This window comes from Paenibacillus sp. UASWS1643, assembly GCF_008693195.1.
Classification (GTDB): Bacteria; Bacillota; Bacilli; order Paenibacillales; family Paenibacillaceae; genus Paenibacillus; species Paenibacillus amylolyticus_B.
Genome location: NZ_VXKZ01000108.1, coordinates 192,656 through 207,763, shown reverse-complemented (window position 1 = coordinate 207,763; position 15,108 = coordinate 192,656). Strand labels below are relative to the sequence as shown.

Here is a 15,108-nt window from a genome sequence, read left to right as displayed (position 1 = left end):
CTTCATGGCAAATTCGGCACTCAAGCCATCCTTGCTCCACAGATTCAGGCTCAGCTGGAATCATTTCAAATCAAGGCTTCTGCTGAAATATGCCTTTTCTTACATTCTCATATTTCTTATTCCTCTGACAGGTGTAACTATTTTTGTATATGAAAACGCTGTCAAAGGATTGCGAGTGGAGATTGAACAATCAAATGTCAATCAGCTTAACCAGGTGAAGAGCACTATAGATAACCGGATGAATGAACTTCAGGAAATAGCGGGGAGAATCGCCTATGACAAACACCTGACCCCTTATATGGTACAGCATCCCTATTACAGCTTGGAGGCGATTCAGGCGCTGGCCAATTACAAAGCTAGCAGCAGCATTGCAGAGGATCTGCTCCTCTATTTCCATAACGATTCCAACATCTATTCATACCGCGGTCTGGCTAATCTTGATGTCACCTTTGATAGTCTCTATCAGTTCGAGCATTGGAATCCGGAAGAATTGCGGCAGGACTTGAATGAGACCAGGCAGCCCCTGGTCCGTCCCGCTGAGAACGTGAAGGTTAATTCCCGAATAGAGTCAATGCTTGTCATGCTTGTGCCTGTTAAACCGAATGACCCGTTTCCCTATGGGACCGTTGTTTATTTAATGAAAGAATCCAACCTTACGGGGGTCATGGATTCGATTTTGAGTGATTTCTCAGGAAGCAGTTATATTTTCAGTTCCTCCGGAGAGGTGTTGACCGCGAACAGCCATGGCATCAGCCTTCCCCAGGACGAAATTGAGCATTTAGCTACACTTGAGCCCGGTATTCATAATTTGAAGATGGATGGAGAACAATACTCCGTTGTTTCTGTACAATCTGAAGAAAATGGCTGGACCTATGTGACCACAATGCCAAGCTTCCAATTCTTCAGCCGTGTCGCCCATGTCCAGACCCTGATCTTGATCGTCTTCTGTATTACAGTCATTACCGGCATAGCTGCTGCGCTGCTGTTAGCCAAACGGCAGTACCATCCGATCAGGGATTTGATGGACAAGATGAGAGGCAGCGGCGATGATGCTTCCAAGCTGCGCAATGAATGGGAATGGATACGACAGACGCTCCACAATTACAGTGCAAAAATTGATTTTCAGGAGCCCTTCGTCCGTAATCAGTGCATGTTGCTGTTACTCAAGCACGGCAAGCCGGATGATCCGGAGATTGAGCAAATGATCCTGAGCGCCGGATTCCGGCATCCTCAAGGACAAGGGCTCTATTTCTCGGCTATATTGTCTTGGGATGATACGTTGTCTGACGACATGTCCTGGCAGGAACGGCATCTGTTGCAGGATATACTCAGCAATGTGTGTCTTCCAGGTACCGGTGCTCAGATCTTTGGTGTAGAATTTTCGGTCAAGGACCAGTTTGCCCTGATTATTTCACTTCCCGGCGATGCGGACAAGCCGATTCAAAGCCAACTGGAACAGGTCATTGAAGCCATTCAGACGGTGATCCGCGAGCACTCGCAGCTATCTCTGAGTATAGGTGTCGGCATGGCCTATGGGGACTTGGCCCGGCTTAACCAATCCTTCATTGAAGCCGCTGCAGCTCTGGAGCACCGGATCATCCGGCGCAGCGGTCAGGTGACTTATTTCGAGCAGCTTGCAGAGCTGAATTCTTCTACTTCCGAGAGCTTTTGGATTCCGCGCAAATCCATGCTGAAACTGGAGCAGAGTCTAAAGCAGGGCAACGAATCAGTAGCTGTCCAAATGATTACCGATGCCATTCATACGATCCAAGACGAGCCGTTGCAGGTTCATCTACTGCGCTGCATCTGTTTCGATCTGCTGAACGCTTTTCTACGCACCGCCTCCGAGCTTGGTATGAACGAAGTGTTCGCCAATATACCGGAGTTAACTTCCTTTGAAACACTTGAAGAGTTGGAGAGTCGTTTGCTCTGTCTGGCCGCTGACATTTGCGCGAAGGTGGAGCTGAATACGAAGACAAACGAGTCTACGTTAATGGATGACATTCTCGCTTACGTGGATCAACAGTTTGCAGATTACACACTCAGCCTGGAGCATGTGGCACTTAAGTTTGCCATTTCAACTTCTTATTTAAGCCGGAGCTTCAAAGAGAAGACCGGCCGCAATTTCTCACAATACATCTGGCAGCGACGTGTGGATGAAGTCATGCGGCTGCTGGAGAACACTAGCGCACCGCTCAAAGAAATTATCGAACAGGTCGGTTACATGGATACGCCAAATTTCATCCGCAAGTTCAAAAAAGAAATCGGTCTGACGCCAGGGCAGTATCGCAAAGAACATGCCTTAAGAGGAGCTACTATTAAAGGACCTGTTTAAATTGGCGGAGCTTCCGCCCCTTCTGTACTACATTCTTGTATTTGAAGATACCGCTTCATTTATGGTTTATTTAGCTACTGCCCTTCCTGGAGGATGTGCCCTACCAGCTCGTCCAGCGGAACAGTTGCAAGGGCAATCGCCGTATCTGTTACCCCGTAATAAATATAGAGCAGTCCATCTTTGACCACATTTCCGGTCGGGAAGATGACATTTGGGATCTGGAACCCAAATTTCTCATAGTACGTCTCTGGCTCCATAATAAAATGATGTGTCCGGGCAATGATTTTCTCAGGCTGCTCCAAATCCAGCAGCATGGCCCCCACACGGTAGACAATGTCCTCATCGACGCCATGATAGAGTACCAGCCAGCCCTTGTCCGTACGGATCGGGGGCGTAGAGCCCCCAATCTTCCGCGATTCCCAGGACAGGTTCTGCGCGGTAGCTAACAGCTTGGGCTCTTCCCAGTTCACGAGATCCTCGGAGTAGGTAATCCACATGGCCGCCTTATCCGTACCGTAGGCTTCTCCCACATATTCCTCAGGGCGGCGCAGCAGTACGAATTTACCGCCTATTTTCTCAGGGAACAGAATGTTGTCCCGGTCATTAATATCAAGAGGTGTCGTGTCCGCTACATACTCCCAATCCAGCAGATTATCTGATTTCAAAATGGAGGACCGGGTTAGCCAATGTCCCTCCTCGTCTCCCCACCCGTCCGGATATTCCGGAATAGAGCGAAGAGGGACGCCTGCCCCGGTAGGGTAATAACTCATGGCACAGGGGCGAAGGGCGTAGTTCAGGTAGAAGGTTCCGTCAATTTTGACAATCCGCGGGTCCTGTACACTACCATAAGGGAATCCCAGCATGTCTGGCGTCACAATTGGCTCATCCTTCACGTGGGTAAAGTTCACCCCGTCTTCACTCTCTAGCAGACCCAAGTAATTTTTGCATGGAGTTAGGGAACCAGCAGTGCGCTCAATCATATAAAATTTACCGTTATCGATGATGACCGCAGGGTTGAAAACCGTAACCTTACGCCATTCATAGTCGCCCGGGACAACAATGGGATTATTCGGATGTCTCGTGATTTGCATGTCTATTCCTCCTGCATCTGCATGAATGTTCAGGGACGCGTTGTATCCTTATATCTCATTTTTAACAGCAACTTTCTTCGCATGGACCTGATTAGTTGGATTTCCAACGATCATAGGCAGCCTGATTGATTTCAACCATACGCTCTCCGCCCATTTTTTTGACGGTCGCCACATAATTGTCCCAACCCGTAAGCGGCTCGGCTCCAGTGATGAATTTCGCCTCCATCTGATTCACATATGTCTTCAAATCAGAATTCAGGCTGCTGATTTCGGTCTGTTCTTCCACGGTAAGGAACAGAGTGGGAAACGGAATCCGTGCGCCTTTATCGAGAAGCTTCTGCTTGGTCTCCTGCTCTACCCAAAGGTCAAAGTCTGTCTTCAGCCCCTTATTAATATCATCCATGGACAGGGTTGGAGCGGGAATGCCGTAGTTAGGTGTCAGCGTTGCCCGATAATCTTCCATTTCCTTACCATCAGGTACCGGCAAGTAACGTTTGACCCGGTTATCTTTGTCAGTGTACTCCCAGAGAGTGCCCTCTGGACCTTTATTGAAGAACATGGCACCTTCATACGAATAGAGATAATCCACCCAGCGCATAGAGGCTTCCGGCGCAGGATTACTCTGCGTGATAGCAAAGGCGCCGCTTGTAATCCCCCTGTTCTTTGCAATCGCTGGAGCAGCAACTGATTCACTGTGGACAGGTGCAAACATCGGATCCGCCGTCGAAGGTTCTCCACCTTTGCTCATGTAGGCATGCCAGTCCGAAAAGAGGGCGATTTGATTGTTCTGTGCTTTGGCCTTCTTTTGCTCCGCTGTTTGTGAAAAGCTCTCATGATCCAGCAGATCTTCAGACCACAGGCGGTTCATATAAGTTAAATACTCCTTGTAACCTTCTTCAAGTGGTGTATAATGCACCTTGTCCGCATCGTCCACATAAATTTCTTCTTCATAAATGCCGAAGGCACCAAGCAGCCATGTACGGATATCGCGGAGGTTCGCAGCGGGTGTTGTCACCGAGGAAATCGGAATTTCATCGGCTATACCATTGCCGTTGGGATCTTCCTCTTTCACACGTTTCAGATAGGTATACAGCTCCTCTGTCGTTTCGGGAAGTTTATCGATATTTAGTGCCTTCAGGAAGTCCCCGTTATACCACATCGGATTGCGATACCAGTGCTGGCTAAGTTCTACTACCGGCAAGGAATAGATGTGCCCGTCCGGTGCAGTGATTGATTTGCGGACATCTGGATTCTCCTCCAACAGCGCCTTGAAATTCGGAGCATACTCTTCGATCAGATCCTCCAGTGGAATGAGGATACCCTGCTCTCCATAATTCATCTGCTCTGCAGTTGTCAAACCGGCAGCATAGAGGATATCCGGGTAATCCCCACTGGCGAGCACCAGATTTTTCTTCGTTTCGAAGCTATCCTTCGGTGCATTCTTGTATTCCAGCGTAATACCGGTCTTCTCCTGCATCTGCTGGAGCACAGCCATGTTCTCCCAGTTCTGAATCCCTACATCTGGCGCCATAAGCGACAAAGTAACGGGTTCATTAACAATCGGGAAACCTTCATTGTTCACAGCGACTTTTCCGAGATTGTTGTTCGCTTCACCTTCGTTTGAACTGCTGCAGCCTGCCAGTAATGTAATAACTAAAGCCGAAGATAGCAAAAGCTTCCATGACTTGCGCGTGGTTGGCATTTATAATTCCTCCCTTGATTTCATCCCATTTTAACTGTTTAGCCTTTAACAGAACCTATCATGACCCCTTGGACAAAGTAACGCTGCAGGAATGGATAGATTGCCACAATGGGCAGTGTGGAGACAACAATGACTCCATATTTAATCAGGGATGCCGTTTCTGCCTTATTATTCATGGCGGTCGCCACCTCGCCGTTAATGGATGAGCCCGTCGTTTCCGCTGTCATTTCCTGAAGAACAAGGATCTGACGCAGAACCATCTGCAGCGGATACTTCGCTTCATCATTTAAATAGATCAGGGACGGGAAGTAGCTGTTCCAGTGGCTAACCCCATAGAACAGGGCCATAACTGCTACGATCGGTGCCGACAGTGGTAGAACAATGCGAATGAACAGCTTTAGGTTCGTACAGCCGTCAATGTGCGCTGCTTCCTGAAGTTCTTTCGGAATGGTCGTCTGAAAAAAGGTGCGGGCCACGACGATATTCCAGACCGAAGCGGCCACCGGCAGAATCAATGCCCACATGCTGTTCATGAGTCCAAGGTTCTTAACCAGCAGATACGTCGGCACTATTCCGCCACTGAAGAACATCGTGAACAGAATGAGGCCCATGAACAACTGGCGCCCGACAAAATCAGATCTGCTGAGCGCATACGAGGCCGGTAGCGTGACGGCGAGATTGAGCAGAGTGCCTACAACTGTGTAAATAATGGTGTTCCAGTAACCACTCCATATCTTCGGGTTCTCAAATACTAGCTTGTAGCCGTCCAGTGTTACATTCTTCGGAAACAACCACATCGCTCCCGAATTGACGTCCTGCGGCGAACTGATTGAAGCGCTGAGAATATAGATGAGCGGATAGAGAACAACCAGCAGTGAAAGACCTAAATAAATATAAGTGCTGATCAGAAAAAGCTTGTCCCCCCTGGATTCTTTCATCGCAGTAACCAAAGACTTCAACTCCTTTCTACCAGAGGCTGTTCTCACTGGTGCGTTTGGCGATCTGGTTGACTGTAACAAGCAAAATAACGTTGACTACCGAGTTGAACAATCCGACAGCCGTAGAGAAGCTATACTGAGCGTTCACCAATCCGGCGCGGTATACATAGGTGGAAATTACATCGGATGCTTCCATATTGAGTGAATTCTGCAGCAGCAGAATCTTCTCGAAGCCAAGACCCAGTATATTACCCATATTCAAGATCAGCATGATCGTAATCGTGGGTAATATCGTCGGCAGATTGATATGCAGCACCCGTTTAATTCGGCTTGCTCCATCCATAATGGCTGCTTCATGGAGCTGGGGATCTACGCCAGACAGGGCTGCGAGATAAATAATGGTTCCCCACCCGGTGCTCTGCCAAACGCCGGAGAATACATACACCGTCTTGAACCATGCAGGATCAGTCAGAAACTGTGCTGGTTCAAGACCAATGAATTCGATGAACCTGACAATCATTCCGCTTGAGGGTGATAAAAAGGTAATGATCATACCTGCCATGACAACTACAGAAATGAAATGGGGTGCATAGGTGACCGTCTGGACCGATTTCTTGAACGGGCCGTTGCGGACTTCATTGAAGGCCAGCGCCAATATGATAGGCAGCGGAAATCCGATGGCAAGTTCATAGAAGCTGATACTGAATGTGTTCCAGAGCAGATCCCAGAAAAAATAAGAATTGAAGAACCGTTCAAAATGATCAAAACCAACCCATTGGCTGCCTGTAATTCCTTTTGAAGGTACGAAATTCTTAAAAGCAATCTGAATGCCGTACATCGGACCATAATGAAAAACAAGGAAATACAACAATGCGGGAAGCATGAACAGATAAAGCTCCCAGTTTTTCCAAATTCTCTTGCCAAGGGAGTTCTTCTTCAATGAAGGATTTACGGATACTACTGTGTGACTCTCCTTCACTCTCTCACTCCTTTCTATGTCTTTCATTACCTACGGTTATGTTGCTGCTTTGCATTCTTGCTGACTCCCTTTTTGGTAACGCTTACAATCCGAAGTATAGTTAAACGAAGATGACACGGTAAATATGTAGGTTCTGCATTGTCACGAATAGGGTGTGTAAAACCGCGCTACTGCGGCACTTTCCGTCCAGCCCTGATGTGGATGGTTGCAGATGGAGCAAGGCTGTACATATGTGAATTACGAACCTCCTCCACGTTGCAAAAGAAACATATTGTGATCACCGAGCAAGAATTCAAACGTTTGTTATGAGTAACTGATCAATACTTTGATAAAAAAAAGCTGTTGCGGAGGACGCTACGTCACAATCTACAATGAAAAAAATGTGATAAAGGAGTTTTCATTATGTCTGAGACCCATGCAAAGGAACATTACAAAATACTGTTGATCGCATTACTAACGCAATCAGCTTTTCTATTTATTGGATTTATTTTTATTGGTTTATTTAAGTGGGGAGAAATGTTGCCATTTATAGCTTCCTTATTCATGCCAAACAAGATTAGTATATTATCCGTAATCATCTTTGGTCTTATTTTCAGTTTTTTTATTACTTCGATTGTTCTAATTACATTTATCAGAACAAGAACTGAACTCCCTAAAACCGAGGGGTCAGATATGATTAAAAAAATAATGATCCAACCCAAGTGGTATAGCTTTAACGGCGATAGGTGGTATATTTGAAGAATTCTTTTTAGAGGTGTCCTGATCGGATTATTTATTGGAAATTCATTGTTCGTGGATTGGCTCGTCATTCTAATAAGCACTTTTCTATTCTGGATAATACACATTCCTCAATATAGAGGAGCTACGGGTGTCCTTATAGTTGTGTTTGTGAATGGTTTGATTTTTGCACTGCTCTTTTATTTTACGGGGTCGTTAATTCCCCCAATCCTTGCACATGTCATTTATAATATTTCTATTGGAATTATTCTGGCACGAAAATACAAGAACTGATTATTTGAAAAGAGGGACGTTAGATGCGATTAACAGTGAGTAAATTTGCAAAGCTGGCGGACACAACAGTTCGTACGTTAAGACATTAATTACCAGAATCGTATGGAAAAGTGCCCACGGTGTTTATAAGACGACGTGACTCGTACATGACAAGTGCTCTCTCACAATTTATGGAGCTAGCGGGCATCACTGATTGAGCCACTGGACGGCGCTCCTCATTGTACGTGTCGAATAAGGCGGTGTCCGCTCCGTTTAGGATGGCCGCCAGCTTCCAGCCGAGGTTGTACAATACCTTTTCTTTTTCCGGATACACTGTCGGTGATCGGGGGATCACCCTGCCTTCACCACTACCTGTAACGTAAATTCCATAATCTAATCGATACGACTTCATTATCAATGGTAAACGCAAAAACGGAACGAAGCATGCTGATAACCTGCTTCGTTCCGCCCATCTTTTTATCTTCGTCCCATTTCGTTAGTGAACTTGCTCTAATCTAAAGCAACCCTTTATTGAATGGAAAAAACTTCTTTTTTCAATAATTCTTCTGGCGTCTGCCCTATCACATCACTGTGAAAATAATCGCGTATAACGCCATCTTGAAGATAGTTGGCGATCGACACCATAATCATCCCTTGATCCAGTGCCAGATAAGCTTTTGCGAGTTCTCCCGTTTCAACATTGACTGAGTCATAGAACCCATACTTGCCAAACATTTTGAAGTTTTTTAAAGCTTTAATGTTCTTTCGAACAGCTTCAGGGGCATAATCCAGGGCAAGGAATGTTGCGTGTGCTGTAACCGTTGCTCCATCTTTGTAACCCGAGGTTCCTAACGGCGTTGCTGCAAACTCACTGTAACCTGTCGGAGTTGCAGAAGGTGAAAAGCCCCATGCGGCATAGCCTTTTTCTTTGGCATATTCGATCTGCAATTCGACATGACGCTGGTTGTTCAATCCCAAAGCTTGAGTACCCAACTCTTTTTCCTTTATGACCATACCGGGCATAAGAGCTTCAAACATGCTACCTCCCCAGCTTGGCACGAACTTTTTATCCTTGTATACATAACTTCCTTCAAACACATCCACTCCATCGTACTTAACAGATTTGCCTTGAGGAATCTGAGCTTGCCAATCCCATTCTTGAGGTAATGTGCGATACATCTTCCACCAATGCTCTTGGGGAACATCACCTTTCCCAATGGCAATATAGCTGCCTACACGTGGTTCCGTGTAAAACATTCCATAATGGTGATCCGTCAGTGCGCCTTTAGCCACATCATAGCCTCCGCGGAATTGACCGACTTCAGGATCATATAACGGAGTATAATTCATATTTTCGACCAACTCGCTTGTTGCCCCATGAAGTTCTTCATAGGCTTGCCCAACAACAATTAAACCAGCGGATAACCAGCCATTATCGACTTGGGATATAAATTGCCCCCAATCTTTCTTCACTGAACCGTCATCTGTGTTATACCAATTATAAAATAGGCCGTTCCACTTTTCTAACTTTTCGAGGGAATTAATAGTCGTTTGCAGGCGAAGTACTGCTTCTTTCTTCGAAATGATACCCAATTGTTGCGCTGAAACGGTGCTCATCATATACATGGCGATGTTCGTGGGCGAGGTACGTTTAGCTTCTTCTGTCCCGTTTTCAGTGAGCCGAACTTCATCGTAAGTCAAGCCGGTGTTCTGATCCGTATAGTCCTCAAAAAACGAATAAGTTTTATATGCAATCGCTTTCAGTTCTGCTCGAAATCCAATTAAATTGCTTGAGTCACCTGCTGAGGCCATAGGAGTTAAAGCTAAATTAGCGAACAGACAAAAAGTTAAAATGAAGCTGAATTGTTTTACTTTTTTCATGATTTTCTCCCCTTCAAATGGATTCGAAACGTTTCGTGTATATGTTATCATAATTTTCCCATTTCCGTAAACAAGAAAAGTAAAACGCTTACAAACACTGATTACCATAAAGAGAATTTATAAATATAAATTCGAAACGTTTCATTAAGTAAGCCAATCTCATTTTCATTGGAACTGAGTTGGTCTGGTTCAGGATGGGGATGGGTGAGATAATATCAAAGCAGCATACATGGTATTTGTCGCCGCGGTTATAACATAATTCGGTATTTACCATTTAAAACTTTATCACACACTATCATACTTTTTTTCATATGATATTTTTTCTATATTAGAATGTTCATAATAGTAAAAACCTCTTCCACATGTTAATAGGAAAGAGGTTAATAGAATTTCCGTATACAATCCATCTATTTCAGGGTACCTTCTATAGCTGCAACAGGATCTGCCAAGAATTCTTCAAATGTAGCTATCGTTCCATGTTCTTGATGTTCAATATCCGCATATCCCATCATTTTTTTGCTCGGACTCCAGACAATCAGCATATGTGAGTATTGATCGATGTCCGAGGAAATACGCAGTAGCTTCTGCCTGCCCATTTTCATCTCCACGGTATCGATCAGATGAAAGAATTCTATATATCGGATGCCTGATTCATTATCTGGCAAATCCATTCTTCGGGGTCCACTAGTTAGAAAATCAATAAGTTGCTGTGGAAGTTTATAGGACTTCAATGCATGCAATTTGTTGCTCATATCATGAAATTCTTGAGGTTCATGCCCCTTTAGGTATTCAGCCATTTCTTCATTTTTCTGACTCACTGCAATCGTGTACGCTCGCTCTCCATCCTTCTCCTGAATGGTCACATCTGCTCCCTGGTCCACCAGATATCGAACCATCTTCATGTTATTAAGTCTTGCAGCTACCGTGAGAGGTGTCGCCTTATACGGGTATACCATATCCGGTTCATTGTAATTGACGTCCACTCCTTGATCCAGCAAGTACTGGATTGTCTTCATATCGTGATCAGCTACCGCTTTGCGTAACGTTTTCCCTCCATATTTACGAATACCCAACCCCAGTTCATTTAGCACGGTTATATTCTTTTTGTTACCATAGTAGGCTTCATCATATGCACTGGATTTGACCCGATTAAGGCCATTTAACTTGGCTCCTTGCTGGTACAGGTATCGCACCATTTCTTCTCCACAGTATCTAACTGCCTTCAGGATCGCCGGATTATTTTTGACATTCAGATTAACTCCATGCTCGACCAACAACTTAACCACTTCCAGTTGATTGCAGATTAAGGCAAGGTCTAACGGCGTTAATGCTATGTATTTGCTGAGTGTGATCTCTTCTTCGAGACCCATGCCCTGCTTAATGAATTGTTCTACAGCACCGGTATCTCCCTCATATATTGCCCTAGCTTGATCAGGAAGCGTTTCGAACGATCCTTGATTTCCGATTTTGAACAAAGGTGCACCCTCCTACTACTAATCAATTTTATATTTAGTTGAATTTATGAATGGGATATAATATAAAATAGTATTATTATAACCTATCACTAATTTAAGAGAATTGTCGAATTCTCATATTAGAAATATAAATTTTCATTTAAATATTTTTAAAAAATACATATTCTAGGAGAATAACTATGACCAAGGATGTTGAAGAATTCTTTCAAGAAAATCTTGATATGTATCCTCATTTCAAAAAAATAAGAGATAGATTGTGGTCAGATGATGGAAAAAGCAGAGTTACAGTAATGGTTGGTGCTGGGTTTAGCTTAAATGCTAAAAAGATTGAAGATTCTTTTAATGGCATGGCCCTCTGGCATGATATTAAAGATGAACTAACTAAAAGTTTGAGCCACAAAGGAGACCTTAGCAATGTAGATGTATTAGAGATAGGTCAGTTATATGTTAAAGAGTACGGTAGAACCAGTCTAGATGAAGCTCTTAAAAATGCTATACCAGATAACAATTACGAACCTGATAGCCTCCATTTTGATTTATTAAAACTACCTTGGAGCGATATTTATACAACTAATTACGATACTCTTTTAGAACGTGCTAAAAGCCATGTACATGAGAGAAATTATCAAACTATCTATGATATAAGTGACATTCCAAATTCAGTTCAACCTCGTATCATTAAGCTTCATGGTAGTTTCCCTGCAAATAGACCTTTTATTTTCACGAAATCGGATTATGATAATTATCCTGTAAAATTTAGTCCATTTGTAAATATGGTTCAGCAGTCAATTATGGAAACAACTTTTGTATTAATAGGTTTTTCAGGAGATGATCCTAACTTTAGTAACTGGACATCATGGGTGTCGGAGAATTTAGGCGAGCACATGCCTAAAGTATACATGCTTGGTTATGATCAAGAGCATCGTGGAGTTGAATTGGAGAAGAAGGGGATAACATTAATCGACTTTACAAGATTATACTCAAGCAGTTCAAATCCTTTTAATGATATGTATACAGATATATTCCGTTTCCTAATGAACGAATCAAAAAAGAAAAAAAATGAATGGCCACATCGTATATTAGATGGAAGTCTTAATAATTTTATTTACAATCGTAAAAATTATCCTGGCTGGGTAGTATTACCGGATAGCATACGAAGATCAAATGCCCTCAAGTTGCATAATCTCAGCAATCATTTTTTCAGTAACTTTAATGAAGACAATATTAGCCAAAAAAAAATAAATTTAATAAATGAATTTCTCTGGTATTTTAACATATTTTCAATACCTCTTGATTTTAATAAACATCGAATTCTCGAAAGTATCATAGGAAATTTTGTCTCATCTAACGATTCAGATATTAACCTAAATGAAATAAAACTTGTTCTCCTTAGAGAAGCTAGATTGGATTTTGATCAAGGTAAGTTCAATCAGTATTTTGATATCTTAAAAGACAGTAAACTGAATTCGGAGCAACGACACCTTCTTCAGTACGAAACCATTCTCAATTTGTTAGCACTAAATAAGGTCAGTGAAGTACTAATTGAATTAAACAATTGGCAGGTCACGGATAATGATTATGAATGGAATATCAAAAAAGCTGTGATTTATTCTAATATAAAGCAATTGCAAGTTGCAGAAAATTTACTCGAACTCAGTTTATTAAAAATAAAAAAATTATTAACAATTGATAATGAAAATTATAGATTACTATCTCTTGAAAGTGTAGTGCTCCATAATTTAGAACGCATTACTAATAAACGTGGTTACTACTCAAAGAGATTACGTGAAATTAATTCTCATAGCTGCAATTCAAACAGTGAACTTGAAAGAACATGGTTATCTGTTAAAGATTATAATTATGATTTAGGTAACAAAGAGACTTTTGGATTTGATCCCAGAACTAGAAAGTCTAGTTCAAAATTTGGTGATTTTATGAGTCAAGAAATTTTAGACTCTTATGCGGCTTTAATTTTACAGGAAGAACTTGGACTCTACTATATACGTAAAAGATTTGAAATTGCACATAAAAACATTAGCATTATTCTTCCCAACTTCTCACTGACAAAGGGATTATATTATGCAAACAATAAAGATATTGGAGATATTTTCACTAGACAATTTGTTTATTACCTTAAATCTCCTCAGTTAGTAATAATCGAGTCTATACTAATTAATTCCCTTATAGAATCTTCTCCACTAGTTCCAGTTGAACATGCAATAGAGATTTTATCACGTGTATATTTTGCATTCTCTTCAGAAAAACAAATACTTTTTGATGAAATGATTTTCGAGCTAATTGAAAACAAAAAAATTTATAGTATATCTGAGGTTGAGCTTTATTCGAACTTAATTCAAAGATTAACTTTCTCGAAAACATACCATTTAAAGAAAACTTTCTTTGAAAAATTACTAGTGGCTCTTGATAATAATTTCGTTGAAAATAGCTTAAATTATTTCTTCGATCCTTTTCTTATATTTTTATCAATTAATGACTTAACACCAATTAAATTAGAAATAAAAGAGGAAATAAAATCTAATCTACTCGAAAATGCTAATGAAGAGAGCGCACTAATAAGGTTAGTTTTTCTTTATCAAACGCAAAACCTGACAACAGAACAAGAGCATCAACTAGCATTAATTATTAACTCATTGCCCTCTAATCGTTCTTTCGGTTTTAGTAATTTTGTATTTCAAAGTACTTTTGAATTTATTTTTGACTCCATTAATTTAAAACAAAGAGAACCACTTCTGATTATTCAAGATTTTATCATTAATAAAGAGATCCCGAAGTTTACAAATAATGGGGTGATAAGTGACGGTTCAGCATTTGATAATTATTTTAAAGAATTCTCATCAATTATAAATAAAACTTTAGAAAAAAATAAAGAGATCCCAATGGAAATACTCGCGGAATGGCTAAGTAAATTCTTTTATTGGTGGGACTCTCAAAAAGCATTTTTATTAGGAACAGAGAATGAAAGAAATTGGTTAATTCGTTCACCAGATTACTTAATATTATTAGTTCAATATCTCAGTTACACTATTCTGAAAACAATTCCTTTGGATTATTTAGATAGTAAGCTTAAAGAAAAATTAAGCTCCCTTATTAATGAGATATATCACTGTAAAATTTATTGTTTTGTCTACCTTCTTCCACAAGCAAAGAGGCTACATTTAGATTTGAATTTTACAACAAGTTATGCTGATTTGATTTGGAAATTTCCCGATGATTCAATTAAACATGCTCTACGTGCATTACCTAGCTATTTAGAGTTAATTATAGAAGGCCATATTGATGAAGAACCTACTACTCTCTTAAATCAATTATTTGAAATATTAAAATACGGATCACATACAATGAAACTAGCAGCTTGTGATGCTATCCTTCAAACTATAAAATCAAAACCATTGATTTTTTCTAAAGAAGATTGCGTGTTTTTGATTGAATTCTCCAACAATAACATTGATTTTATTATCGAGAACGATGATTTAATCTTGTCTCAAGATGAGTTCGAACTACATGCAAGTATTTCATCTTTAGTCACTCAATTGATTATTATGAAAAGTGAAGACGTTGGTACCGAACTGGATCATTGGAAAGAAATCATTAAAAATCATCGTTTACCGGAGATTAGAATAAACTCTGATCACTTTATTAAAACAAGTTGATCCCATAAAAGCCTACTCTATGCGAGTAGGCTTTTTATATAAGTAT

The 15,108-nt window shown here is 41.4% G+C and carries 10 protein-coding genes; 3 read left to right on the top strand and 7 right to left on the bottom strand.

Annotation, left to right across the window (positions count from 1 at the left end; translation table 11 throughout):
• The first annotated feature begins 4 nt into the window (after nt 1-4).
• Nucleotides 5-2,335 (top strand): helix-turn-helix domain-containing protein, encoded by a 2,331-nt coding sequence (locus FE296_RS15430; RefSeq protein ID WP_150365515.1) that lies wholly within the window; start codon nt 5-7, stop codon nt 2,333-2,335.
• Between the two features lie 74 nt (nt 2,336-2,409).
• Here the strand turns inward: FE296_RS15430 and FE296_RS15425 are convergent, their stop codons facing one another.
• The 4 genes from FE296_RS15425 to FE296_RS15410 all read right to left on the bottom strand — a co-directional run bounded on the left by FE296_RS15425 (nt 2,410) and on the right by FE296_RS15410 (nt 7,072).
• On the bottom strand, nt 2,410-3,426 hold the full coding sequence (locus tag FE296_RS15425; RefSeq protein ID WP_150365514.1) for a glycoside hydrolase family 130 protein: 1,017 nt from the start codon (nt 3,424-3,426) through the stop codon (nt 2,410-2,412).
• Nucleotides 3,427-3,517: 91 nt separating this feature from the next.
• Nucleotides 3,518-5,128 (bottom strand): extracellular solute-binding protein, encoded by a 1,611-nt coding sequence (locus FE296_RS15420; protein ID WP_150365513.1) that lies wholly within the window; start codon nt 5,126-5,128, stop codon nt 3,518-3,520.
• 38 nt (nt 5,129-5,166) lie between these two features.
• On the bottom strand, nt 5,167-6,078 hold the full coding sequence (locus tag FE296_RS15415) for a carbohydrate ABC transporter permease (protein ID WP_124116320.1): 912 nt from the start codon (nt 6,076-6,078) through the stop codon (nt 5,167-5,169).
• A gap of 16 nt (nt 6,079-6,094) precedes the next feature.
• Nucleotides 6,095-7,072 (bottom strand): ABC transporter permease, encoded by a 978-nt coding sequence (locus FE296_RS15410; protein WP_150365512.1) that lies wholly within the window; start codon nt 7,070-7,072, stop codon nt 6,095-6,097.
• Nucleotides 7,073-7,786: 714 nt separating this feature from the next.
• Here FE296_RS15410 and FE296_RS34050 point away from each other — a divergent pair.
• Complete coding sequence (locus tag FE296_RS34050) at nt 7,787-8,056, top strand: CPBP family intramembrane glutamic endopeptidase (RefSeq protein ID WP_150365540.1); 270 nt, start codon at nt 7,787-7,789, stop codon at nt 8,054-8,056.
• 85 nt (nt 8,057-8,141) lie between these two features.
• On the opposite strand, the gene FE296_RS34045 is transcribed toward FE296_RS34050, so the two are convergent.
• The 3 genes from FE296_RS34045 to FE296_RS15390 form a co-directional block, all read right to left on the bottom strand.
• Entirely contained in the window at nt 8,142-8,465 is a 324-nt protein-coding gene (locus FE296_RS34045; RefSeq protein WP_223868889.1) for an FAD-dependent monooxygenase, read from the bottom strand.
• A gap of 98 nt (nt 8,466-8,563) precedes the next feature.
• The gene (locus FE296_RS15395; protein WP_150365510.1) at nt 8,564-9,916 is read right to left on the bottom strand and encodes a glucoamylase family protein; all 1,353 of its coding nucleotides are present in this window, start codon (nt 9,914-9,916) and stop codon (nt 8,564-8,566) included.
• 407 nt (nt 9,917-10,323) lie between these two features.
• Nucleotides 10,324-11,391: an ankyrin repeat domain-containing protein gene (locus tag FE296_RS15390; RefSeq protein ID WP_150365509.1), complete on the bottom strand. Its 1,068-nt coding sequence runs from the start codon at nt 11,389-11,391 to the stop codon at nt 10,324-10,326.
• Nucleotides 11,392-11,570: 179 nt separating this feature from the next.
• Here FE296_RS15390 and FE296_RS15385 point away from each other — a divergent pair, with 179 nt between their 5' ends.
• Nucleotides 11,571-15,062, top strand: a complete 3,492-nt coding sequence (locus tag FE296_RS15385) for an SIR2 family NAD-dependent protein deacylase (RefSeq protein WP_150365508.1) — start codon at nt 11,571-11,573, stop codon at nt 15,060-15,062.
• Nucleotides 15,063-15,108: the final 46 nt, after the last annotated feature.

Bases quoted from the DNA above. Each gene is read 5' to 3' on its own strand.
- FE296_RS15430 (WP_150365515.1), top strand. From the start codon at position 5: ATGGCAAATTCGGCACTCAAGCCATCCTTGCTCCACAGATTCAGGCTC.
- FE296_RS15425 (WP_150365514.1), bottom strand. From the start codon at position 3,426: ATGCAAATCACGAGACATCCGAATAATCCCATTGTTGTCCCGGGCGAC.
- FE296_RS15420 (WP_150365513.1), bottom strand. From the start codon at position 5,128: ATGCCAACCACGCGCAAGTCATGGAAGCTTTTGCTATCTTCGGCTTTA.
- FE296_RS15410 (WP_150365512.1), bottom strand. From the start codon at position 7,072: ATGAAAGACATAGAAAGGAGTGAGAGAGTGAAGGAGAGTCACACAGTA.
- FE296_RS15395 (WP_150365510.1), bottom strand. From the start codon at position 9,916: ATGAAAAAAGTAAAACAATTCAGCTTCATTTTAACTTTTTGTCTGTTC.
- FE296_RS15385 (WP_150365508.1), top strand. From the start codon at position 11,571: ATGACCAAGGATGTTGAAGAATTCTTTCAAGAAAATCTTGATATGTAT.